The sequence below is a fragment of the Shouchella shacheensis genome (assembly GCF_001484965.1).
GTDB classification, from domain to species: Bacteria; Bacillota; Bacilli; order Bacillales; family Bacillaceae_D; genus Shouchella; species Shouchella shacheensis.
Genome location: NZ_KQ947393.1, coordinates 370,948 through 391,673 on the forward strand (window position 1 = coordinate 370,948; position 20,726 = coordinate 391,673).

Here is a 20,726-nt window from a genome sequence, read left to right on the forward strand (position 1 = left end):
CTAATCAACGAGCCCCTTCCGATGCGCATAGATCGCAATTTGCGTTCGATCTTCCAGGTCTAACTTCTGTAAGATGTTGCTGACATGTGTTTTCACTGTCTTAATGCCAATGTATAGCGTCTCGCCGATCTCTGAGTTGCTTTTACCGTCTCCGATAAGCTGAAGAACATCAAGCTCACGGGGCGTTAAACGGTCATGCAAAACAGGATCCTTTGTTTGTCGCATGCGAGCCATCATTTTATTCGTGACCTTGGATTCGAGTACTGCTTCTCCACTGTTCGCTGCTCGAATGGCTTCAACAATCACATGAGCAGGCGAGGTTTTGAGCAAATAGCTAAACGCCCCTGCCTCAATCACGGGGTAGACCTTCTCGTCCTCAATGTAGCTTGTGAGCACAATGATTTTTGTTTTCGGCAAAACTTCCATGATCGCAGCAGTGGCGGCGATGCCGTCCATTTTTTCCATCACGAGGTCCATTAAAATCACGTTAGGTTTAAGCTCTTTCGCTCGTTGAATGCCTTCTTCCCCATTCGCAGCCTGTCCCACCACCTCTAAATCTGACTGCGTGGACAAGTAGGCGCTTAATCCTAGTCTTACCATTTCATGGTCATCTATGAGCAGCACTCGAATCAACATCGTTCCCCTCCCATGCCACCGGAATTTTCGCTTCAATTTGCGTGCCTTTCGTCGGTGCGGAATTAATTTGTACCGTCCCCCCAAACTCATGAATCCGTTCACGCATCGTTTGCAAACCATAAGAACCCGCCTCCACTTTTTTCAATTCAAAGCCTGTTCCATCATCGACAATGCGAAGACGCCACTGCTGATGAAGCTGTAGCAGCTGAAATTCTACGGTGGAAGCTTTGGCATGGCGGAGGATGTTCGAGAATGCCTCCTGAATAAAGCGAAAAAGCTGGTCTTCTAGAGCTGGGGGCAAGGAGATCGACCCTTCAATATCTTGAATGATTTGGATCGTTTGCTTTTGCTCAAGCTCGTTAAATAGCTGCTCCAACCCTTGCTCCAGGCTTTTGCCTTCAAGTTGGGCAGGACGAAGATGGAGCAAAAGGGCCCGCATTTCCGCTTGGGCGTCGCCTGCCATTTTCTCAACGAGCATCATTTGACGATACGACTCTGTGCCTGTGAGTGTTTCCTTCATTGCCGCGGCCATCATCGAGATTGCGAACAGCTGCTGACTAACGGCATCATGTAAGTCGCGGGCGAGCCGCTGACGTTCTTCGGTGACAGCTGCTTTTTTTACGCTTTGTTCCATCGAGGCATTCTTCACAGACAGGCGTTGCAAGGAAGCGACTTTTTCTTCCATCTGTGCGCTCATCGCATTAAGACGCTCGGCCAGCTCTGTAAGCTCATCGTCTCCCTCCACCTCTATGCGGTGGTTGAACGAACCACGTTCGTAAAGCATGACGCCGTGAACGAGCGTCTCAATGCGACGCTTGAGAGGATCGGCGAGTAGAAACCCGCCCACTGCTCCGCTTAAAAGGACAGCGATCAACAGCCAGACGAGAACTGGCAAACCGCCTAACCTGATTTGAATGAGCAGGAGCAATCCTTGCTCGTGATTGTACGTCAAAAGGATCGAGAGCACAATGGCGATGATAAAGCAAAGCAACATCGAATAGCGGACAAACTGCCACTGAAGTCTGGCAAGCTGCTTCTTCATAGCTCTTTCACCTTTACATCGCCGGCTAGCGTAGCCATAACAACCTTGACGCGACGGCGCTTTTCTTTGAAGCCTCTTGTCTCAATGCTCACTTGCTGGTTAAAGCCAGTCTGCTTTTCCTTGAATAAGGTTACATCCCCAAGGACACTGCCCGCTTGAACCGACACAGGGAGGTCCGCTGGTACATAGAGAGTAATCGAACCGATCCCTACCTGAAACACAATGACCGTCTCTCCTTCTGGGACAATCGCCTTCGATAAATCCATTCGTACTTCGCCAATGCCGTTCCAGACGGTCATGTCATGCAAATCAAACGTTCCACTTGTGTAACGGACATCGCCAATAAACTGCCTTCTCATTGAAAGAGACGTTCGAATCCGTGTTGACTCAGATCGATTCCGGGTCTTTTCCTCTCTATATGTTGTGCGGGGAGTTTCGGTTCCATCTTCACCTCGTGCTCGTTTCTTCCGCCGCTTCCAACGCTCTTCTTTTGGATTTCTCTCGTCCTTTTGGCGAACAAGGCGAAGCCCGAAATAGATACAAAGGACTGCAAAAAGTACGCCAAGAAAATTCACATGTAAGATATGATCAAAGAGAATCACGACCCCGACACCAGCAAAGACCAGCGCCAAAAAGCGCCTTCCTCCCCGGTAGAAGTAGAGACCCAATCCTAAAAAGAGCAGGGGAGCAACAACGAACCCTGCAACGCCGACAAAGACCGAAAGAAAAATTGATAGCCCGATCACAAGGACGATCATTCCAAGGAAAGATTTAATGTTCACGATGCTGCCCCTCCCTTTTGCTTACTTGATGATGACATCGCCGGAGATCGTCTGAATATCGACCATTTCGTCCCCCGAAAACGCTTCGCGATTTACAACAAGTACATCTCCCGAGGTCGAACTGGTCCGTAAATCTCCATAAGGTTTCGGAATTGTCACCATAACATCCCCTGACGTTGTATTCACTCTCAGTTGCTCGTTCTCTTCTGCATAGGAGACGTAGCCATCCCCTGAAACCGTGGAGAGAGTTAGAGCTCCTGAGAATCTCTCCAACGCAATATCCCCAGAGGTTGACTCTGCCCTCGTCTCTCCTCCTTCGTGCCCAGTGAGAAGAAGATCCCCGGACACACTTGTGACCTCTGCTAGCTCGCTCTGGACCCTATCAACGGCGATATCACCAGACGTTGAATGTATCCCTAGCTGACGAAGGCTCAGACCACTGATACTTATATCACCTGAATCCGTTTCTACACGCAGTTCCTCAGTGTATTCCTCCGGCACATAAACGTCGAGCGTTTCCTGCTCCCAATTAAAAAGAAACAGTCCAAACGAGTGCTCACTCTGCACCTCTAGCTCGAGCGTATCGCCGTTCAGCCGTGAAGTGATGGCTCCACGATCATGATTGACGAGCTCCGCAGATAGATTTGCTCCTGGTGAAGACAGAAGTCTGACATCAATATTTGTGCTTGCAACAATTACTTTATCAACGCCCTCTAGCTGACTCTCCGCCTTCGCGAGGCCTGCGGGATCCTCACGAAAGAATGACATCGATGCAAGGATGAGTAACACAAGAACCCCAAGGGCGATCAGCCCCACTCCCCCTACTTTCCTCAAGCGGTCCGCACTTCCTTTCTACTAGAAAATATATAGAAAATCCCCTTTGGTTACAAGCGTGGAACCGAGTGAAAAACCAGACCCGTGGCTTAGGCCTGATTCAACGCTTAAGCTAGGCGTTTCTCTTTTGCTTAAGCTGCTTATATTCTTCTTCAATGTCAGCATCCATTAACCTGGCATCGTCCCGGGCGTGTACCGGATAATCTCGTTCTTGAATGCGTGCGCACACTTCAGGAAAATGATCTTCAATTTCAAATGACGATTTGACACCTTCAGCTGGTTTAGCTTCCGACTTGCTTCATTGACCTGTACTCTTAGCTCTATATCGAGCTTCTTATCCCGCAATTCGCGATATTTTACATCTAAAAGAGCCTGCTCTTCTTTTTCCACCTGCAAACACGTTGTGTTACACTCACTATGATTCCTCCTCAAAAATACTCTTTATTTTCTCATCATTCGGTCGTACTCTTCATCAATTACGTCGTAACGTCTCGACGGCTTGTGAGGCGTCGTTCGCTCGTATGAATGATTGTACGGGCCGTCTTCTGTGCTCTTTTTCTTAATGAGCGAATACCCAGCATAGATCATCAAGCCACCGATGAGCAGCGTGATCATTGCGCCAAAGCCACCAAAAGCGATCAATCCTCCGAGAACAAAGAGGACAACCGCAGAAAGAGTGAATGTCCCTTCCCGTTGGTACATCGTAAAGCTCCAGTAAACGAGAGCAGCGCCTGCGACAAGGCCAAGCAGTCCACCAAGATGGATGCCCATGAATCCAAGAACAATGCTTAGCCCTAGAACGAGAACCATCGCGCCGATGACAATGCTAAACGCTTTTTTCATATTCATATCTCCTTCCGTTGTTCATACTCTTAGTATAGGGAAAGGACAGGCGATGCGCACCGCTCCAGGGAACGGTCTTCTCTCAGACCGGAGACGGAGACGGACTTCCGTCTTTAGAAATGACAAAAGATTGAACGCGTCCCTCACGTGAACAAAGATTTTCTCAGCTGCCCTTCGCCTAAAGAGTGAGACATGCTAAAATGAATAGGAGTTTTGCTCTTTGTCTATGAATGATTAAAGAAACCATTCATTGCGCATTAGAAAAGCGCTTACATAAATTGCGTTAGGAGGGGTCCCTATGGAAGAGCTTTCATACGGCCTGGCATTTGCGGCGGGTCTGGTCTCATTCTTTTCTCCTTGTATCTTTCCACTTATGCCCGCTTATTTATCACAATTAACGGGGACGTCAGTCTCAGCGGGAGCTGTTCTCGCCTCTAGAGGTGTGATTGTTTCTCGCAGTCTAGGCTTTGTTGCTGGATTCACCGTCATCTTTGTGTTACTCGGTGCGTCCTCCACCTTCATCGGTCAGCTTTTTTGGGAGTATCGACGATTATTTGAGCAAATCGGAGGCATCATCATCGTTCTTTTTGGCTTGCAAATGGCAAGGGTGATTTCCATTCGCGCACTGCTCAGTGAAAAGCGCTTCAAAGAGCCTAAGCCAAGCCAGTCCGCCAGCTTCTCTCGTTCTCTCCTCCTTGGCTTCTTGTTTGGAACAGGCTGGTCTCCGTGCATCGGTCTCGTTCTTTCTTCCATCCTTTTCCTAGCTAGTCAAAGCGGGCAAATGTGGAACGGGATGTTTATGTTGTTTGTTTACTCCATAGGACTGGGGATTCCTTTCTTACTCGTCGCTTTGCTTTGGAGCAAGTCGCTACATAAGATTAGGCGTATCCATCGCTGGCTACCTCTGATTCAACAAGTAAGCGGCATTCTCATGATCATCCTCGGCGTGATGCTGTTTACAGGTGCCTTTAGCACACTTGCTGCTTATTTCGCCCGTTTTGCTCCAATGAGCTTTTGACAATGGAAAAGCGCAGGCGGGTTGGTCAGGAGCGAGAATTTTGGAAGGCCTGACAAAAGAAATCCGACCTTCGATTTCGTTGTCAGGCCTGAAAAATCTCGGCGCTTCTACCCGCCGGAGCTAGACAAGAAAGAGCCAGGCTCAAAGCCGGCTCTTTCTTTTACTCACCCCGCGTCTATTGAAGTTTTTCGTGAGGCTTCTTGCTTCCACTCCAAAGTATCCATCCAACATTGCCACCGTCTGCGAATAGGATTCTCAACGTTTCTCGTGCTCTCAACCTAAGCTCGTTCCTTTTAAGCAGGCAAGGCCGCAAGCCAGCGCATCCTGTAAGCGTTCATTGCCGTTTCTTCTAACAATTCGAGCAGGCGATGATTGGCTGCTGCACCAAAGATCGCGCCAAAGCCAGGAATGAGCTGTAAAATCTTGGCCAAATCGAGAAAGTCGCGGTAGTTAATTTGAAGGGAGCGCCAGTCAAGCTCTAGCGCGGCACTTTGCTCCTCAGGCAGTGCGGCTCGCTCGACCTCCCACTGGTCGATGCGGGCAAGAACGCGGTCTCTATGCTCTCCTTCTGAGAAAGCAAGTTGAAACACAAGGAGAATGAAGAGGCGTTCGCGGTAATCGCTGACGTCGTAGCCGTAGGCCGTTGCCGTCTCAAACAAAGCTTTCATCTTGATCGAGATGAGCAGCGGAAAATCGGTCATCCCGATAAGAACACCCCCCGCCCCCGTGCCGATACCTTCCGCAACAGCCGTATGGTGATAGAGGCGAAAAATTCTGCGTACCTCTTCCTCCCTTTCTTTTAAGGAGCGGCCCTCTTCCGGCAGCTTCCTCGCTGTATACACAGACCCTGTGATGGTTGCCTCTATCATCTTTTTGATTGTTTCCGTCACAAGCGCATGCCATTTTTCTGGAAGCATGCCGTTCCATTTCTTTTGCCAGCGTTTGGCTGTCCTTGTCGTCAGTGACGGCCGCTTTGTGAGCCGCCTGCGCCAGCGACGTACGTCCTCCGCCACTTCATGCTCATACACCATCATAACCGCCTCCTTCGTTACACTGTATTAACGAACGCGGCTATACTTGCCTTTTTTCCGATGAATGAGCGAGGTGCTGCCACTAAAGGCAAGCAGCCCGGTGAACACGAGCGTGACGACCGCGTACAACACAGGAGCAGTGAACACAACGATCACGCTAAAGACAAGCGCCAGCACAAACAGAAGTCGTAAGGCAATGAATGTTAGGGCCTGCTTTTGCCCAAGTGGCTCGATTGGGTAGAGATCCACCCACATGCTCGTTCGATAGTGGTACGACAGTGTCGACAGCTGCATCATCGTCATATGCGTGAACAAGACAGCAATCGCCACCTGCATCCAGCCAGCGGGTAAGAAATACAACAGAACCCCCCCAACAAGCATTAGTCGGAAATAAACGCCTAAATAATCATTGGCCCTGATGAATGAGCGAGCAAACAAATGGTGATACACCGTGCGCTTGTTGCCGCCAAGCACCGGAATCAACCACTGCAAATACCGGCGCTCACGCACTTTGTGACGGAGTGCAGGGACATCCGCAAAGACGTTGGCAATCCGGTAGAAAAACATCACCATGCTATTCTCAACCTCAATCAGACGTTCCCACTTTAACGAATGGCGCTTTGAAAACATACGCCAGTAGAACACATAGAGAAGGCCCATGCCAATAAGCATCAGCAAAAGAAGCCAAAATGGGCTATTTGAGAAAAGCAAATAAGCAAAAACAGCGTTTACTAGAAGACGCAACAGGATGTGAGAGATTCGGTCTCCGCTACCTGTTAAGCGCTGCTCCTCCCAGACGCAGTAGAGATTCCACGCTTTGACGATAAGAAGAAGAACGAGCGCCAGCCAAAACGTTGCCCCCTCTCCAATTCGCGCGGTGAACATTGGACCGGCCGAAAGCATAATTAAGACGATAAACCCACATTGCCAGATAAGCGAGTAGCGAATCGATTTCTGGAAATACTCGCCAAGATGGGCTTCATAAGGCAAGAGAAAGACAACATCCGCCTGCTTCACGAAGGTGCGCACTTTTCCCTGTGTTAAGCGCCAGGCAAACAGAGCCGTCAGCAGCTCGGCTACAGGAAAATTCGCAGGCATGTCCGCGATAAATTGCTGGTAGTAGACCGTTAAAAAGATAAAAAGAAAATAGACCGAGGCCACGAATCCACTATTTAAGATGAGTTTCAAATAGCCACGGGCCTCCTGCCAATAGCTTGAGCGACGTTCTGACCAAAGCGAAGCCCCGTTCATCATTGGAGCCCGCCCTTAGTCATCTCAATATAGATGTCATCAAGTGTGGCATTTGGCTGCTTAATTTGTGTGCGCATCTCTTCAAGCGTCCCTGTGAGCACAACCTTCCCTTGGTGCAGAATGACAAAGCGGTCACAGTACCGTTCCGCCGTTGCCAAAATATGCGTCGACATCAATACGGCCGCCCCACCTGCCTTCATGTCTGAGATTAAGTTCAAAAAGGATTGAATTCCGACAGGATCAAGCCCGACAATCGGCTCGTCGACTACATAGAGGGACGGTCTTGCGAGAAAGGCACTCATGATCATCACCTTTTGTCGCATTCCTTTGGAAAAGTGACTCGGGAACCACTTTTTCATTTTCACCATATTAAACTCTTTTAACAGTTCTTCTGCTCTCTCTTCAAAGACATCAGGCTCAATTCCATAGGCTACGCTTGTCAGCTCCAAGTGCTCCCACAGCGTCAGCTCATCATAGAGCACAGGGGTTTCCGGTATGTAGGCAAACGAACGCCGGTAGCTGTTGGCATCCTCGCTAAAAGAACGATCATTGATCGTCACTTGGCCTTTTTGCGCATCCATTAAACCGAGCACATGTTTGATCGTCGTACTCTTTCCCGCTCCATTCAAACCGATGAGTCCAACAATTTCTTTTTTCTTTACCGTAAATGAAACATTATGCAAAACGGGTTTCTTAGGCGAATACCCCCCCGTCAACTCCTTAATCGTTAATAAATCACTCATCAGCGATTCCTCCTCTCTGGACAGTTTATCAAAATGTCACCTGGTTTACACTTTTTACGGGCAACGTTCGTGCGACAATTTTCTCTCTGTCGTTGCATGCAACGAAAATAACGGGTAAGCTAGAACCATCAAGGAAAAGAGGTGACTCAAGTGGCCGAAGACTGTATTTTTTGTAAAATCGTAAGTGGAGATATCCCTTCCACGAAGATGTTTGAAAACGACCATGTGCTTGCCTTTTTTGACATTTCGCAAGTAACCAAAGGGCATACGCTTGTCATCCCAAAGGAGCACCATCGCGACTTATATGCACTTCCAAAGGATACGGCAAGTCAGTTGTTTGAAGTGGTTCCGGAGATTGCGTCAGCCTTAAAAGACGCATTTGAACCAGAGGGGATGAACATCCTGAACAATAATGGAGAGATTGCCGGGCAATCGGTCTTCCACTATCATCTGCATTTGCTTCCCCGTTACGGAGAGGGCGACGGGTACGGCGGCGTTTGGAAGGAGCATGGCTCCGAGTACTCTCAACAAGACTTTGACGGGATGGCAAGCCTTGTAAAAAGCAAGTTATAAGCTAATCGATTCGATTAGCTTATTATTTTTTAAAAATACTGGCACATTGCCCTCAGGTTTATGGTATGATTCTATATATAGAAACGCATTTTGTTTAAAGTGCTAAAGGATTGAGGAGAGAATCAACGATGAAGACGGTCTATAATTTTAACGCAGGTCCTGCCGCTCTTCCTACATACGCCCTAGAAAGAGCGCAAGAAGAAATGCTTAATTACAAAGAAAGCGGCATGTCCGTCATGGAGCTTAGTCACCGGAGCAGCACATACGAAGCTGTCCACAACCATGCAAAAGCACAGCTGCGTACGTTAATGGCGGTTCCCGACGATTATGAAATTCTGTTTTTGCAAGGCGGCGCGAGCCTGCAGTTCGCGATGCTCCCGCTGAACTTTCTAAGCGAAGAAAAGACGGCGAGTTATATATTGACGGGTTCTTGGTCGGAAAAAGCCTTGAAGGAAGCGAAGCTCATCGGTTCCACACATGTTGCGGCTAGTGGAAAAGAAAAGAATTATACGCGTATTCCTTCGACTAGTGAATTAACCTTTGCTGCCAACGAGGCGTACGTGCACCTCACATCCAACAACACGATTTTCGGTACTCAGTGGAAGGAGTTCCCAGACACGAGTTCCCCGCTGATCGCGGATATGTCGAGCGACATCCTTTCAAGAAAGGTTAACGTTCGTCAGTTTGCGATGATTTACGCGGGAGCGCAGAAGAATCTAGGTCCATCAGGCCTTACCGTTTCTATAATTCGTCACGATTTACTGGAACAAACGAGGTCCAATGTCCCTTCGATCCTTTCATATAACACGCATTCTGAGAGTAACTCCCTGTACAACACGCCCCCAACCTTTGCGATTTATATGCTCGGGCATGTGCTTGATTGGATGGCAAGCGTTGGCGGAATGGACGAGATTGAGCGTCGAAATGAAGAAAAAGCAGCGCTTATCTACAAAGCGATGGATGAGTCTAGCGGCTTCTATCACGGGCATGCACGCCCAGATTCCCGCTCTCGTATGAACATTACCTTCACACTGCCTACGAAGGAATTGACGGAGATGTTTCTTCACGAGGCGAGTGAAGCTGGGTTTGTTGGTCTTAACGGCCATCGTTCTGTTGGCGGTTGTCGCGCTTCTGCGTATAATGCCGTTCCTTACGAAGCCTGCGCGGCGCTACAAGCCTTTATGACAGATTTTCGAAAACGCAACTCTAACTGAAAGGAGTCCTAAAAATGGGGATAAAAGCTATATTCACTGGACTGGCAGCTGGAACGATCATTGCCGGAACTGCCGTGCTTCTGACCACTCCTCACTCCGGCAAATATGTGCGCCAGGCAAGCGTTACTACATACCAAACTAGCCGCCAAACGCTCAAGCAACTGTCCGCAGATGTGAAAGAGATTGGCAAGGAAGCAAAGAAAACGATTGAACTTAGCAAAAGCGTCGGCACGCAAACAGCCAAGGAACTAAAAACGAGCGTTGAAACCTGGAAAAACGAAGCCCAACCAAGTATTGAGGCGCTCAGCGGACACGTCAAATCCGCTCAAGATCAGGTCCATCATTTGAATGAATCACTAAAGAACTAACAGCATAAGAAGCCATAGGCTATGGCTTCTTCGAAAAACGAAAATTTAATTGAAAATTTCTTCTTTATTTTTAGTCAGAAAAAAGGCATAATGGAGAAGTAAAGTATTTAACGATAGTATTTGGGGAGACCTTAATGGGATGGAGGACAAAAAGATGGATCACTCGTTAAAAGAAACGCTTATCTTCAGCCAGAAGATGGCCCACCTAAGCAAGGCTTTGTGGAAATCCGTTGAGAAAGACTGGCAGCTTTGGATCAAACCTTTCAACCTCAACTTGAATGAGCATCATATCCTATGGATTGCCTTTCAACAGGATGGAGCTTCCGTATCCGACATTGCCAATTACGGCGTCATGCATGTGTCAACGGCCTTTAACTTTTCCAAGAAGCTGGCAGCCCGTGGTTTGTTAACCTTCTCCAAGAAAACGCACGACAAACGTAACACGTACGTTTGTTTAACAGAAGAAGGAGAGGAGCTGCTTTTAAAAACCTTTGAAACATTTAACGAGCAAACATTCAGCGTGTATGAGGCCGGACTTCCAATCCGTGATTTGTATGGAAGGTTCCCGGAATTCTCCGAACTGACCACCATGATTCGCCACATCTACGGAAATGAGTTTGTTGAGGGGTTCGAAACGCGGCTGCATGATTTTGAAGAGGGCATCACCGTGGAAGATGGGGAGCTCGTTTTCGAACCAAAAACGAAAATGCCCACACTTTTCTAGAAAGGCAAAAAGGCCTAGCAACAAAAATTCAGAGCAAGAAAAGGAGCACAGGTTCACTCCGTCTGTGCTTCGTTCTCTTGTCTTATTAAACTAAGTTCAATTTGATCCTCTAACAAGTCCATCGTTTCGACGCGAATGCCGTAGGGTTCCATCTCCTCAATATCTGTTACGCGTAAATCGACCATTTCCTCCCCGGGGTAGACATGGAGCCACCCTGGCAGTTCCCCGTAGTCTTGATACCACTGCAGTGCCCGGGAGGCCGATAATTGAAGAAAGCCAGCTCTTAAATCGTTTGCGTGAAGGCGTAAGTTGCCGTCTGCTAACACTTCTGGGTCAAAGGACATCCCTATTGAAATGGAACTTCCGAATACTTCCATTTTGCCCTCAAGAACGACTTCCTCCCCTTCTAGCTGTAGAGTAAAGAGATTGTCCTCTTCCTCATTTAAAACTTCTCGAAGCAGTGTATTCGCCTGAGCAGGAGTTACACTAAGCGCAAGCAATGCATCTTGCTCTGCCACTTCCTCATGCTCCGGTGCTCTCGTGTCATCAACGGCTCCAAAAAGGCGAAACCCTAGCACCACGAGTGTTGTTACCAGCACAAGCAAAAGTGCGAGCACGAGATAAAACCCTCTTTTATAGACCCCAGCGTTGGCACTAGTTCGCGTCTCTTTCACGTTTCTCACTCCCATCTTCTCCTCCATTTCATTCTACTCTTTCCTCGATTTCCTGTAAATTTATTTTATGCTCGCCTATCTTTTTAGAGGTTTTTTTGATAGAGTAAGGGAAAAGAATGGCGGATTGGAGGCGACTTCCTGTGATTATATTCATTATGATTTTCGGCATTTTCATTCTCTTTATTATAAATTCGATGATTGATTCCCTTTGCGTTAAGCGAGACATTCCTTCTGAAAAGCAACCTACCCTTTTTCGTTTTATGAACATCTGTACAACGTTGCTGTTGACCACCTCCTATGTCAACTATGTTCATTTTTAATTTGTCCACGTTCCCCCTCTAAAAAAACGCTACGCTCGCCAGAACCTAGCGAGCGTAGCGTTTATGTTTTTCGATTAGCACATCCAAGAGGCACCAATGATTACAAGCAAAATAAACAAAACAACGATCAGTGCAAATCCGCTTCCAGATCCTCCTGCAGCATAACTCATTTTCAAGTCCTCCTTCATCATTTTACATAGTTTTACGAACGTAACTACTTAGAGATGTCTGCCACCTACAACCAGGCTGCACCCACAATGACAAGTAGAATGAACAAAACAACAATTAGTGCAAAGTCCCCCTGGTATCCGTAAATACGAACACCTCCTCTGCGCTTTGTTACGATATCCTATGCATGAAATAAAATTGGGGGTACTAGGCAATTGCCCTAATTTGCCCACTTATCCACGTGATTGTTGCCCCTCTGCTTTTATGGTATAGTAGGTTTTATGTTACGGTAAATTGGGTAATCAACCCAATTGACCTAAAATCGTCAAGCATGAGTAGTGAGCTCAGTTTAACTATAGGAGTGTGCATATGAAAAAATATTTGCTGACAACCGTTACTTTGGCAAGCCTTACCGTCATTGCTGCATGCAACGGTGATGAAGGCTCTACCGATGATGCCTTGATTACAGTTGGCGACAACACAGAGATTACGCAACAAGAGCTCTTTGATGTGATGAAAACTTCAGAAAGCGGTCAACAAGAGGTAATTAGCCAGGTGTCTACAGCGCTTCTCCAGTTGGAAAGAGAAAATCATGACATTTCTGAAGAAGAGCTTGACGCAGAGTTTGAAGAATACAAAGCAAACGTACCTGGTGTAGAAAGCGATGAGGACTTGCTCAACGAGCTGGAAGATTTCCTAGCACCTATGGGGATTGAATCCGTTGAAGATTTTAAAAATGAATTAGTCGCACCGCAACTCGTGCTTGAAGAACTGCAGACCGAAGGGGTAGAAATTTCCGAAGAGGACAAGCAGGCGTACTATGAAGAAAACGAAGAAAACCTGGAACAAGTGGAAGCTCGTCATATTCTTGTAGAGGATGAAGAAACAGCGAATGAAGTTCTTGATCGCCTTAATGGTGGCGACGACTTTGCGGACCTTGTCGGCGAATATTCAATTGAAGAATCCGAAGACGGTCAACTTGGTTTCTTTGGACGCACCGGGCAAATGGACCCTGATTTTTCAGAGGCGGCCTTTGAACTTGAAGTTGGTGAAATCAGCGAACCCGTGGAATCAAGCTTCGGATGGCATATCATTGAAGTAACCGACCGCCTTGATTCGTATGAAGATTTTCAAGATCAAATCGAGCAGAACTTAATGCAGGAGCAATTACGCCCGTTCCCTGTAGTCATTGGCGAACTGATTCAGGAACACAACGTCGAATCATCGGATGAGTACTTCCAAGAAGTGATTGACGGGCTCGTCGACTCCGCAGAGCAAGCACAACAAGAGCCTGAAGAGGACGCTGAGGGGGAGACTCCAGCTGAAGAAGAAAGTGCTCCAGAAGAAGACCCCGAGGAAGAAGACGGAGCTTCTGGAGAGGACGAAGAATAGGGCACTGAAAAATCTCGAGCTTCTACCCGCCGGAGCTAGAAAAATCCTGAGGAATGCATTCCTCAGGATTTTTCTTCGCGTTTGGCACGCGCTTCCTCGATCCGCTTCATATAAACAGCGCCTTCTTGTTCGATCCACTGCTGCTCCTCCCCATTTTCTTCCTGCATTGTCCTAAGCCACATGTATCCACTGACGAAAACCCCAGCCATGACAATGTAAATCCACCAAGGGCCTGCTAAAAGCAGCGGGCCAAGCGGCGTTTGTGTAAAGAGAAAAACAACAATGAGGACAAGAAGTGCAATGACGGCAATAACGGAATTGACTTTGGTCGATTTCATTCAAAATCCCTCCTGCTAGAAATGGATAACACGGCTTGTACAGCATCTCTTGTAAAGTGTATGCCATCCACTTAGCAGGTAGAACATGTCTTATAGGTCTAATGGTCGCTCTTGAAAAGAAGGCTTATAAAAGCTGCGATTTTCAAGGGGCATGACACGCTCGGAAAATTCACCTGGCTCGACACGCTCAAGCGCGCGGTCCATCATATTGATTTTGGCGTCGACATTGTCAATTAAATGGAGCACTTCCGCCTCACGAATAACAGGAGCCTTAGGGGAACCCCATTCTCCCTTCCCGTGGTGACTTAGTACAAGATGCTGGATAATCAGCACCTCTTCCCCGTCAATTTCTAACTCTTTGGCCGCATCGGCAATCTCTGAAACGACAATGGAAATATGTCCAAGTAACTTGCCCTCAAGTGTATAGGATGTATCAATTGCACCTGAAAGCTCACGAACCTTGCCAAGGTCATGGAGGATAATTCCCGCATAAAGAAGGTCAGGGTCCAGAGAAGGGTAGAGCTGAACAAAATTTTTAGCGATTCGCAGCATGGACACAACATGGAAGGCGAGACCTGCCATAAATTCGTGATGGTTTTTCGTTGCTGCGGGTGATTCAAGGAATGCTTGTTGATGCTTCTTTAAAAGAAAGCGCGTAATTCGTTGAATCTTAGGATTGCGCATATCAAAGATGTATTGGTTGATTTCTTCAAGCATATCATTTGGTGCGAGTGGGGCCGAGCGGACGAAATCTCCTACCTTCATCCCATCCATTTGCGTTGTTGGGCGAATGCTAGCGACCTTCAACTGAAGACGACCGCGGTAATCAATCACATCTCCCGCTATATGTACGATCGTCTTGTTGGTAAACGTCGCTTCGTCCTCTGGTGAAATCCCCCAGAGCTTCGCTTCAATTTCCCCTGTATGATCCCCAAGCATGAGCGTTAAAAATGCCTTCGAATTGCTCGCAATTTGCTTGGTGGCTGTTTTTATCAGAAGATACCGTTCGACTTTATCCCCCACCCGATGATGTCGGATTCCTTTCCTCATGGTTTCACCTCTCGAGACAATTTCTTGCTTTTTAGTATAGCATAGAACACGCTTCCCTTGGTCTTCCGTACACAAAAAAAGAGCAAAGAGCAAGGTTGTCTTACTCCTGCTCTTCGCCAGGCTTCTCTTTCTTTTCTCTTTTTTTTCGTGTCTTTGGTGGCTCTTTGGTTTCCACTTCTTCTTTCGGGATCGTAATCGTAAATTTCACACCCTGCTCTGTATTCTCCACCTGCGCTTGCCCGTGATGCAAGTCGGCAATTTGCTTTACAATCGCCAGACCCAAGCCAAATTTCCCCTTATTCCCTTTGTAAAACGGGTTAAAAAGCTTGGTCAAGTCCGCGTCAATCGGCTCCCCTTTGTTTTCAACAATGATGTCATAGGAGGAAGTGTAATTGACTGCTCGTATCCACAACGTTTCCTGTGCATAGCGCAGGCCGTTTTCAACAAGGTTTTCAAGCAGGACTTCGAATTGCTCGATATCGGCCTCGATCTTGACTTCCGCCCCTTCTACGACAATGGTTACATCGTCTCGCTGGTAGCGAAAGCGCTCCTCGATTTGAAAAGCAAGCTGGCCAAACGGAAATTTCGTGAGGTTCAAGTTGTCGTCCTTCATTTGATCCAGCTTCGTGTAGTACAACATATCGATCACGCGACGCTCCATGCGGTTGGCTTCCTCGGTGATGACATCCATTGTCTGATTCAGGTTCTCTTTTGGTAAAACGCCATCTTTCACAGACTGAGCGTAGCTTTTTATCACCATAATCGGTGTCTTGAGCTCATGAGAAGCGTGTTGGATAAACGTCTTCTGAGCCCGGTCATAACTATTTAAATTCTGGCGCATGCGCTCAAACTGACCAGAAAGGCGTTCAAAGTCCTCATCCCCTTCCCACTTCAATGGCTCACGCCAATTTCGGTTGCCAATTTTCTCAAGGTGGTGGCCAAGGATCGCTAGTGGCTGCCGCAAATAATGCTTCAACCAGATTGCCGGTAACAGACTTAAACCGCTCGTAAGCAAAAGCAAATAAAGCAGCCGCTCCCAGAGGTTGTTCACCATCTCATCACGATAAGTGTCCCACATGTAGGCCACATGATAGCCTTCCTGGTTGCCTGCGAATTCCCCTTTAGCTATAGAATAAAAAATGGTCTGTCCTTCATATTGAACCTCATAGCGCCCTCGATCATCCGTCTGATTAAGAGCACTTTCACTCATTTCCGTAAGAACGCTGATCGGCGGACGTGCAGATTCATCATCAACGATTAGATTCCCATTATCTACCCACATTAAAAAAGGAACGACCGCTCGTTGTTCGTTTCGCGACTCAATGAAGTCATAATTGGAAGGGGGAGGCTCCAATTCATTTAAAATCGGGTAAAGGGCTCGATTCTGTTCCCCTTCAATAATTCGATATGTCTCCTCTGTCAATGTGCCGCGAATCGAAATCGGGTAAACAATAATAATGGAAAGAACGACAAGCACAATTAACGAAACGAACGCTAGCCAGATTCGTTTCGTTAAGTTGATTTTAATCATGAGGATAGGATCCGATAGCCATAGCCATAAAGCGTTTCAAGATGGATGCGCGGCATCTTTTTGCGTACGCGGCGAACGACATCATCAACAGCACGTTCGGAGCCGAAATAATTCTCTCCCCAAACATGCTCAATGATCCGCTCTCTTGAAAAAGCTTTGCCGATATCTGCGGATAAAAGCAGAATTAAGTCCATTTCCTTTGTCGTTAAATCAACCACTTCCGAGGAATCCTCTAGATCAACGATTGTTCGTCCAACTGGATCAATGCTGTATTGGTTCAACTCGACCTTTTGCTGATCGGAGCTGTGAGTCCCGTAGACGCGGTTAAGGAGCTTTTTTGCACGTATGATTAACTCTTGAGGCAAAAATGGCTTCGAAAGATAATCATCGCTCCCCATCTCTAACCCAAGTACACGGTCCAAGTCCTGATCCCGTGCGGAGATGAAGATCACAGGAGTATCGCTTTGCTCTTTAATTGCCTTGAGTACGTGATAACCGTCCGTACCTGGCAGCATGATATCAAGAACCCACAGATGGGGCTTATCGCTCACAGCCGCCACTGCGGCATCTCCATCTGGAAAGATGGTCACTTCAAAGCCCTCTTTTTGCAAGTACGCTTTTAGAACCTCGGATAAATTTTCTTCGTCTTCAACTAAGTAGATTTGGTAAGCTTCCACCTTAAATCCTCCTTACCGATCGTTTCTACCTATTTTACATAAAAGTGGCGCCTTCCGCGACTTTTCGGGTGGTTTTACGCAAAATTCCTCAATATGAGGGGAATTGTGAAACGATGTGTAGGAGGAAGGGCCCTGGGCACGCCTCAATTGAATGCTCTTGTCACCTAAAGTAGATCGCACCTATGCTTTCAATTAAAAGATACATCCCGGTCCCGATCAACAGCACATACGTAAACCATTTAAAAACGCGTTGGTTCAAGCGTTTGAACAATAGTTGTCCCAAGAATAAACCGATAAACAGAAACGGGAGTGCGACTAGGCTTGATTGCCAAACAAATGCTTTCGTTCCCGCAAAAGCCATTTGCGTCACTAAACTAACCGTATAAATAAAAAGGAAAAAAGCTAACGTCGTTGCTCTTAACACCTCTTTTTTCATATTCGTTCCTACAAAATAAAGCAATAATGGCGGCCCTGGCATGCCGATGCTCGCTGTTAACACTCCTGACAACCCGCCGACCACAACATCCCTGAATGGCGTTTGCTTCATTGCAACATTCCCTATCAGCAATGATGTTAAGAGCAAGAGCAGTAGACCTAGCCCTAATTTTAATGCAAGTATGTTCATAAATGTAAAAACCAATAAGCCAAAAGGCACGCCAACAATACTGCCTAAGAACAATCGTTTTAGTAACGCTCGTTCAACATCTGTTCGAATCTTTGTGATTAATGATAACGAGATCAGAATAGATAGGATAATGTTTAGTTGTACAGCTTCTTCTGGCGCAAATAACAAAAGCAAGAAAGGCGTTGCCATAATGGAAAAGCCAAAGCCAGTGCTTGTCTGCAAGAGAGAGGCGGCTAGGATAATGCACACGAATAATAGTCCAGGTTCCAAAACGTATTCCTTTTTCCTCCCTTAGGGACTGGGCCATATCTTTAGTCCCGGTATGGCCCATAACCCTCTCAACGATAAAATTTATCCCTCATTATACAGGTCTGCTTCTCTATTTTAACACAAGCACTACGGTCGAACTGAAAGTAACAACAAGCTCTGTCCCATTTAAATACCCGAGTAAGCCCTTGAGCTGTATCTCTCTCAAGGACCCGCTTTTTGAATCAGCGAACGTTTACGCAAGAAGAGCTAAAGCCGTTAGCCCTGCAAGAGGCAGCGCCAAACGTCTCCAACCGTATGGCCTTGGTCGGTACGGGGGTGGATACGGATAGCCATAGCCCCCATAACCAGGATAATAACGCTTGTCGCCTCCCTCAAAAGATTCATACTCATGCTTGAGTTGCGTGAGTGACATTGGCTGCTCCTGCATATCTACAGGGATGAGTAGATACACGTTTTCTTGGTCGACATATTCAATGATTCCTTCCCAATGGTGTCCTTCGTGGGTATCAAGCTTCACTGGATAATTCGTATACTGCTGGCACTGTTCAAACATGGAACCGTTTCTTTGGTAGTTATACACAAAACCGCCTCCCAATCTTCTTTGGAGCATTGTATTCAAACAGAAGAAAATGGGTGATTGCACAGGGAAATATGCTATACTAAAAGAAAACGCTATCAAGGAGTGGGTGCGATGACCTCTTATTTTCTAACGGCCTTTGAAAAAGACAGCCAGGTGGCGCTGAATGAGCGCATTGACGCAGAAACGGACGAAGAAGCGATTGAAGCAGCGAAGCAAAAGCTGGAAGAAAGCAAAGCGATGAAAAAAACACACCGACTTACAAAAAATGGAAAACTCTTGCTTTTCGCGAGGTGAACTGAAAAGCGCAGGCGGGTTGCCTAGAAGCGCGAATTTTGGAAGGCCTGGACTAGAAATCCCGGGTTTGGATTTCGGGCCAGGCCTGAAAAATCTCGACGCTTCTACCCGCCGGAGCTACAAGAAGCTCATGAGGCCTTCGGTCTCATGAGCTTCTATGAATTTATCTAAAGAAACATTTGTTCCCTTTCGAATTGACGGTGGCCCTATACAGGCCTCCCATTCTGCCAGAAGCTAGCTCTCTCATTCATGAGTACTGTATTTCACCTGCGTACGTAGCTGCTTACGAAAGACCTCATGAATCATATAAGCAAACCCTTCTTGTTCCATCGAACGTGTCACCCAATTGGCGTTTTGGCGCACGTCTCCCCAGGCATCTCCCATAGCTACACCAAGCCCAGCGATTTCGACCATTTCAAGGTCATCCTCAGCGACGCCTATAGCGACGACTTCATTCATCTCCACTTTTACTTTTTGCGCTAGCCACTGCAAAGCCCTCGCTTTTGCCGCCCCCATGCCTACGACCACTGTGTTTTCTTCCGCTGTCCCTGCCACTTCAATCTCTGACACCTCTTCTTTTACCGTTTCACAGACATGCCGCCTGTCTGCTTCACTTTCAAACGTGAGCGTCACATTTAGTGGCCCCGTTCCCTCCTTCAAGACTTGCTCATAGAGGGAATCAACAAAGGAGACCGGATAGACCAGCTGCTCGCCACTAGAGCCTAAAGACATTTTTGCAAGCAGTGTTTGCTTTTGCTGCGGCCTGCTTGCCACAGAATGATCGCTATACATCAAGCGCGCTTCACAATCAAAGCGCTCAAGCACATGGCAAAGATCAAGAGCGGTTTCTAAATCCAATGAACGGTTGAACAGTTCGTTTCGATCCGTGTCGCTTATAAACGCGCCCCCGTGAGCCACAATCATCCCTTCTAGCTTGAGTGCTTTTGCCACTTTTCTAGCGAACGAGTACGGGCGAGAAGTCATCAGGACCACCATAACCCCTTTTCGTTTCAAGTAATTGATCGCATCCTTCGTTCGCTTACTCATTTTCGTTTGCGGTCGCAAAAGGACCCCGTCAATGTTCACTGCAAGCATTTTATAAGCTGTCACGTTTCTTCCTCCTTTTTTGCATCGCTAAGCTGCAAATATACTTGACCTATTTCTTTCTACTTCTATGTAGAGGAACGTGAAAGTAGAACTGGCTCAAGATCACGAAAAGCACAGGCGGGTTGGTCAGGAGAGAATTTTGGAAACCTGACAAAAGAAACCCCAAACTTCTACCCACCCGAGCTGGGTACGCAAAAACACCGACCAGCATTTGCCTTTGCTGGTCGGTGTTTGGCTCATTACTGCTCTTCGGTGGAAGGATCGCCGTAAATTTGTTCAAGCGGTTCTGTAATAATTTTGTTGAGATCCGTGATAATCACACTTAGTTGCTGCTCAGCTTCCATTAGCTTGGAGATTAGTTCATGCTGCTGCACAAGCTCGAACTGCTGCTGGGCTTGCTGCGCTTCCTCCTCTGAAATCTGCTCTCCTTGCATCTGCTTTTGCTGTAGCTCAAGCTGAAGCTTGCGGAAGTTCTCAAGCATTTTCTTCGCAATGTCATCCGCCTCTATTTCCTGATGCAAATCATTCAGCGCCTTAAACTCAGGGCTCTCCGCTAACGCGCTCTTCAATTCATAGGCTTTATCGTACGTATTCGACATGACCTTATCATTCCTCTCTTTGCGTTGTCCAACCGACTATAA

27 protein-coding genes are annotated in these 20,726 nt (G+C 47.1%); 8 read left to right on the forward strand and 19 right to left on the reverse strand.

Annotated elements, in window-relative coordinates; genetic code table 11:
* From AVZ68_RS01700 to AVZ68_RS01725, 5 genes are all read right to left on the reverse strand, one after another.
* Positions 1 to 633 (reverse strand): response regulator transcription factor, encoded by a 633-nt coding sequence (locus AVZ68_RS01700; RefSeq protein ID WP_059102923.1) that lies wholly within the window; start codon positions 631 to 633, stop codon positions 1 to 3.
* Positions 608 to 1,678: a sensor histidine kinase gene (locus AVZ68_RS01705; protein ID WP_059102800.1), complete on the reverse strand. Its 1,071-nt coding sequence runs from the start codon at positions 1,676 to 1,678 to the stop codon at positions 608 to 610. The genes AVZ68_RS01700 and AVZ68_RS01705 overlap by 26 nt, the downstream gene beginning before the upstream one ends.
* Complete coding sequence (gene liaF, locus AVZ68_RS01710; protein WP_059102801.1) at positions 1,675 to 2,460, reverse strand: cell wall-active antibiotics response protein LiaF; 786 nt, start codon at positions 2,458 to 2,460, stop codon at positions 1,675 to 1,677. The genes AVZ68_RS01705 and liaF overlap by 4 nt, the downstream gene beginning before the upstream one ends.
* Before the next feature lie 21 nt (positions 2,461 to 2,481).
* Positions 2,482 to 3,294, reverse strand: coding sequence for a DUF4097 family beta strand repeat-containing protein (locus AVZ68_RS01715; protein ID WP_157404549.1), 813 nt, complete (start codon positions 3,292 to 3,294; stop codon positions 2,482 to 2,484).
* Between the two features lie 441 nt (positions 3,295 to 3,735).
* Positions 3,736 to 4,137: a hypothetical protein gene (locus AVZ68_RS01725; protein WP_059102804.1), complete on the reverse strand. Its 402-nt coding sequence runs from the start codon at positions 4,135 to 4,137 to the stop codon at positions 3,736 to 3,738.
* Positions 4,138 to 4,435: 298 nt separating this feature from the next.
* On the opposite strand from AVZ68_RS01725, the gene AVZ68_RS01730 reads away from it, so the two are divergent.
* The gene (locus AVZ68_RS01730; RefSeq protein ID WP_059102805.1) at positions 4,436 to 5,155 is read left to right on the forward strand and encodes a cytochrome c biogenesis CcdA family protein; all 720 of its coding nucleotides are present in this window, start codon (positions 4,436 to 4,438) and stop codon (positions 5,153 to 5,155) included.
* A gap of 293 nt (positions 5,156 to 5,448) precedes the next feature.
* On the opposite strand, the gene AVZ68_RS01735 is transcribed toward AVZ68_RS01730, so the two are convergent.
* From AVZ68_RS01735 to AVZ68_RS01745, 3 genes are read right to left on the reverse strand one after another with little or no spacing between them, the layout of a single operon-like run.
* Positions 5,449 to 6,186 (reverse strand): EcsC family protein, encoded by a 738-nt coding sequence (locus AVZ68_RS01735; protein ID WP_367576320.1) that lies wholly within the window; start codon positions 6,184 to 6,186, stop codon positions 5,449 to 5,451.
* 27 nt (positions 6,187 to 6,213) lie between these two features.
* Complete coding sequence (locus AVZ68_RS01740) at positions 6,214 to 7,440, reverse strand: ABC transporter permease (protein WP_059102807.1); 1,227 nt, start codon at positions 7,438 to 7,440, stop codon at positions 6,214 to 6,216.
* Positions 7,437 to 8,180 carry an ABC transporter ATP-binding protein gene (locus AVZ68_RS01745; RefSeq protein WP_059102808.1) on the reverse strand — a complete coding sequence of 248 codons (744 nt, stop codon included), beginning with the start codon at positions 8,178 to 8,180 and terminating at the stop codon, positions 7,437 to 7,439. Before AVZ68_RS01745 ends, AVZ68_RS01740 begins: the two co-directional genes overlap by 4 nt.
* Before the next feature lie 150 nt (positions 8,181 to 8,330).
* Here AVZ68_RS01745 and AVZ68_RS01750 point away from each other — a divergent pair, with 150 nt between their 5' ends.
* The 4 genes from AVZ68_RS01750 (at position 8,331) to AVZ68_RS01765 (ending at position 11,059) form a co-directional block, all read left to right on the forward strand.
* Entirely contained in the window at positions 8,331 to 8,753 is a 423-nt protein-coding gene (locus AVZ68_RS01750; RefSeq protein WP_082676239.1) for an HIT family protein, read from the forward strand.
* A gap of 128 nt (positions 8,754 to 8,881) precedes the next feature.
* On the forward strand, positions 8,882 to 9,967 hold the full coding sequence (gene serC / locus AVZ68_RS01755; RefSeq protein ID WP_059102809.1) for a 3-phosphoserine/phosphohydroxythreonine transaminase: 1,086 nt from the start codon (positions 8,882 to 8,884) through the stop codon (positions 9,965 to 9,967).
* A 14-nt stretch (positions 9,968 to 9,981) separates the two neighbouring features.
* The gene (locus AVZ68_RS01760) at positions 9,982 to 10,335 is read left to right on the forward strand and encodes a YtxH domain-containing protein (RefSeq protein WP_059102810.1); all 354 of its coding nucleotides are present in this window, start codon (positions 9,982 to 9,984) and stop codon (positions 10,333 to 10,335) included.
* A gap of 154 nt (positions 10,336 to 10,489) precedes the next feature.
* A complete protein-coding gene (locus AVZ68_RS01765) occupies positions 10,490 to 11,059 on the forward strand; it encodes an HTH-type transcriptional regulator Hpr (RefSeq protein WP_245628036.1) in 570 nt (189 codons plus the stop codon).
* Positions 11,060 to 11,112: 53 nt separating this feature from the next.
* On the opposite strand, the gene AVZ68_RS01770 is transcribed toward AVZ68_RS01765, so the two are convergent.
* Positions 11,113 to 11,742, reverse strand: coding sequence for a YpmS family protein (locus AVZ68_RS01770; protein ID WP_180316654.1), 630 nt, complete (start codon positions 11,740 to 11,742; stop codon positions 11,113 to 11,115).
* A gap of 131 nt (positions 11,743 to 11,873) precedes the next feature.
* Between AVZ68_RS01770 and AVZ68_RS19575 the strand changes: the two genes are divergently transcribed.
* Positions 11,874 to 12,053 carry a hypothetical protein gene (locus AVZ68_RS19575; protein ID WP_082676240.1) on the forward strand — a complete coding sequence of 60 codons (180 nt, stop codon included), beginning with the start codon at positions 11,874 to 11,876 and terminating at the stop codon, positions 12,051 to 12,053.
* A gap of 74 nt (positions 12,054 to 12,127) precedes the next feature.
* Here the strand turns inward: AVZ68_RS19575 and AVZ68_RS19580 are convergent, their stop codons facing one another.
* Both AVZ68_RS19580 and AVZ68_RS19585 read right to left on the reverse strand, forming a co-directional pair.
* Positions 12,128 to 12,223, reverse strand: a complete 96-nt coding sequence (locus AVZ68_RS19580; protein ID WP_157404550.1) for a YjcZ family sporulation protein — start codon at positions 12,221 to 12,223, stop codon at positions 12,128 to 12,130.
* Positions 12,224 to 12,288: 65 nt separating this feature from the next.
* Positions 12,289 to 12,369 carry a YjcZ family sporulation protein gene (locus AVZ68_RS19585; RefSeq protein ID WP_157404554.1) on the reverse strand — a complete coding sequence of 27 codons (81 nt, stop codon included), beginning with the start codon at positions 12,367 to 12,369 and terminating at the stop codon, positions 12,289 to 12,291.
* A gap of 221 nt (positions 12,370 to 12,590) precedes the next feature.
* On the opposite strand from AVZ68_RS19585, the gene AVZ68_RS01780 reads away from it, so the two are divergent.
* Positions 12,591 to 13,613, forward strand: a complete 1,023-nt coding sequence (locus AVZ68_RS01780) for a foldase protein PrsA (protein WP_059102814.1) — start codon at positions 12,591 to 12,593, stop codon at positions 13,611 to 13,613.
* Positions 13,614 to 13,675: 62 nt separating this feature from the next.
* Here the strand turns inward: AVZ68_RS01780 and AVZ68_RS01785 are convergent, their stop codons facing one another.
* The 6 genes from AVZ68_RS01785 to AVZ68_RS01810 form a co-directional block, all read right to left on the reverse strand.
* Entirely contained in the window at positions 13,676 to 13,951 is a 276-nt protein-coding gene (locus tag AVZ68_RS01785) for a sporulation YhaL family protein (RefSeq protein ID WP_059102815.1), read from the reverse strand.
* A gap of 90 nt (positions 13,952 to 14,041) precedes the next feature.
* A complete protein-coding gene (gene yhaM / locus AVZ68_RS01790; RefSeq protein WP_059102925.1) occupies positions 14,042 to 15,001 on the reverse strand; it encodes a 3'-5' exoribonuclease YhaM in 960 nt (319 codons plus the stop codon).
* 100 nt (positions 15,002 to 15,101) lie between these two features.
* Positions 15,102 to 16,532 (reverse strand): sensor histidine kinase, encoded by a 1,431-nt coding sequence (locus AVZ68_RS01795; protein WP_059102816.1) that lies wholly within the window; start codon positions 16,530 to 16,532, stop codon positions 15,102 to 15,104.
* The gene (locus AVZ68_RS01800; RefSeq protein WP_059102817.1) at positions 16,529 to 17,209 is read right to left on the reverse strand and encodes a response regulator transcription factor; all 681 of its coding nucleotides are present in this window, start codon (positions 17,207 to 17,209) and stop codon (positions 16,529 to 16,531) included. Before AVZ68_RS01800 ends, AVZ68_RS01795 begins: the two co-directional genes overlap by 4 nt.
* Before the next feature lie 160 nt (positions 17,210 to 17,369).
* Positions 17,370 to 18,104: a sulfite exporter TauE/SafE family protein gene (locus AVZ68_RS01805; protein WP_059102818.1), complete on the reverse strand. Its 735-nt coding sequence runs from the start codon at positions 18,102 to 18,104 to the stop codon at positions 17,370 to 17,372.
* A 232-nt stretch (positions 18,105 to 18,336) separates the two neighbouring features.
* On the reverse strand, positions 18,337 to 18,684 hold the full coding sequence (locus AVZ68_RS01810; RefSeq protein WP_059102819.1) for a hypothetical protein: 348 nt from the start codon (positions 18,682 to 18,684) through the stop codon (positions 18,337 to 18,339).
* A gap of 111 nt (positions 18,685 to 18,795) precedes the next feature.
* Here AVZ68_RS01810 and AVZ68_RS01815 point away from each other — a divergent pair, with 111 nt between their 5' ends.
* Positions 18,796 to 18,978 (forward strand): YhzD family protein, encoded by a 183-nt coding sequence (locus AVZ68_RS01815; RefSeq protein ID WP_059102820.1) that lies wholly within the window; start codon positions 18,796 to 18,798, stop codon positions 18,976 to 18,978.
* 243 nt (positions 18,979 to 19,221) lie between these two features.
* Here the strand turns inward: AVZ68_RS01815 and AVZ68_RS01820 are convergent, their stop codons facing one another.
* Both AVZ68_RS01820 and AVZ68_RS01825 read right to left on the reverse strand, forming a co-directional pair.
* Complete coding sequence (locus tag AVZ68_RS01820) at positions 19,222 to 20,088, reverse strand: HAD-IIB family hydrolase (protein ID WP_059102821.1); 867 nt, start codon at positions 20,086 to 20,088, stop codon at positions 19,222 to 19,224.
* Between the two features lie 236 nt (positions 20,089 to 20,324).
* On the reverse strand, positions 20,325 to 20,684 hold the full coding sequence (locus AVZ68_RS01825) for a YlbF/YmcA family competence regulator (protein WP_059102822.1): 360 nt from the start codon (positions 20,682 to 20,684) through the stop codon (positions 20,325 to 20,327).
* Between the last annotated feature and the right edge of the window lie 42 nt (positions 20,685 to 20,726).

What these genes read in the sequence shown, in the direction of transcription:
- AVZ68_RS01705 (WP_059102800.1), bottom strand. Translation starts at nt 1,678, where the DNA reads ATGAAGAAGCAGCTTGCCAGACTTCAGTGGCAGTTTGTCCGCTATTCG.
- AVZ68_RS01725 (WP_059102804.1), bottom strand. Translation starts at nt 4,137, where the DNA reads ATGAAAAAAGCGTTTAGCATTGTCATCGGCGCGATGGTTCTCGTTCTA.
- AVZ68_RS01730 (WP_059102805.1), top strand. Translation starts at nt 4,436, where the DNA reads ATGGAAGAGCTTTCATACGGCCTGGCATTTGCGGCGGGTCTGGTCTCA.
- AVZ68_RS01735 (WP_367576320.1), bottom strand. Translation starts at nt 6,186, where the DNA reads ATGGTGTATGAGCATGAAGTGGCGGAGGACGTACGTCGCTGGCGCAGG.
- AVZ68_RS01740 (WP_059102807.1), bottom strand. Translation starts at nt 7,440, where the DNA reads ATGATGAACGGGGCTTCGCTTTGGTCAGAACGTCGCTCAAGCTATTGG.
- AVZ68_RS01745 (WP_059102808.1), bottom strand. Translation starts at nt 8,180, where the DNA reads ATGAGTGATTTATTAACGATTAAGGAGTTGACGGGGGGGTATTCGCCT.
- serC (WP_059102809.1), top strand. Translation starts at nt 8,882, where the DNA reads ATGAAGACGGTCTATAATTTTAACGCAGGTCCTGCCGCTCTTCCTACA.
- AVZ68_RS01760 (WP_059102810.1), top strand. Translation starts at nt 9,982, where the DNA reads ATGGGGATAAAAGCTATATTCACTGGACTGGCAGCTGGAACGATCATT.
- AVZ68_RS01765 (WP_245628036.1), top strand. Translation starts at nt 10,490, where the DNA reads ATGGATCACTCGTTAAAAGAAACGCTTATCTTCAGCCAGAAGATGGCC.
- AVZ68_RS19580 (WP_157404550.1), bottom strand. Translation starts at nt 12,223, where the DNA reads ATGAGTTATGCTGCAGGAGGATCTGGAAGCGGATTTGCACTGATCGTT.
- AVZ68_RS01780 (WP_059102814.1), top strand. Translation starts at nt 12,591, where the DNA reads ATGAAAAAATATTTGCTGACAACCGTTACTTTGGCAAGCCTTACCGTC.
- AVZ68_RS01785 (WP_059102815.1), bottom strand. Translation starts at nt 13,951, where the DNA reads ATGAAATCGACCAAAGTCAATTCCGTTATTGCCGTCATTGCACTTCTT.
- yhaM (WP_059102925.1), bottom strand. Translation starts at nt 15,001, where the DNA reads ATGAGGAAAGGAATCCGACATCATCGGGTGGGGGATAAAGTCGAACGG.
- AVZ68_RS01795 (WP_059102816.1), bottom strand. Translation starts at nt 16,532, where the DNA reads ATGATTAAAATCAACTTAACGAAACGAATCTGGCTAGCGTTCGTTTCG.
- AVZ68_RS01815 (WP_059102820.1), top strand. Translation starts at nt 18,796, where the DNA reads ATGACCTCTTATTTTCTAACGGCCTTTGAAAAAGACAGCCAGGTGGCG.
- AVZ68_RS01825 (WP_059102822.1), bottom strand. Translation starts at nt 20,684, where the DNA reads ATGTCGAATACGTACGATAAAGCCTATGAATTGAAGAGCGCGTTAGCG.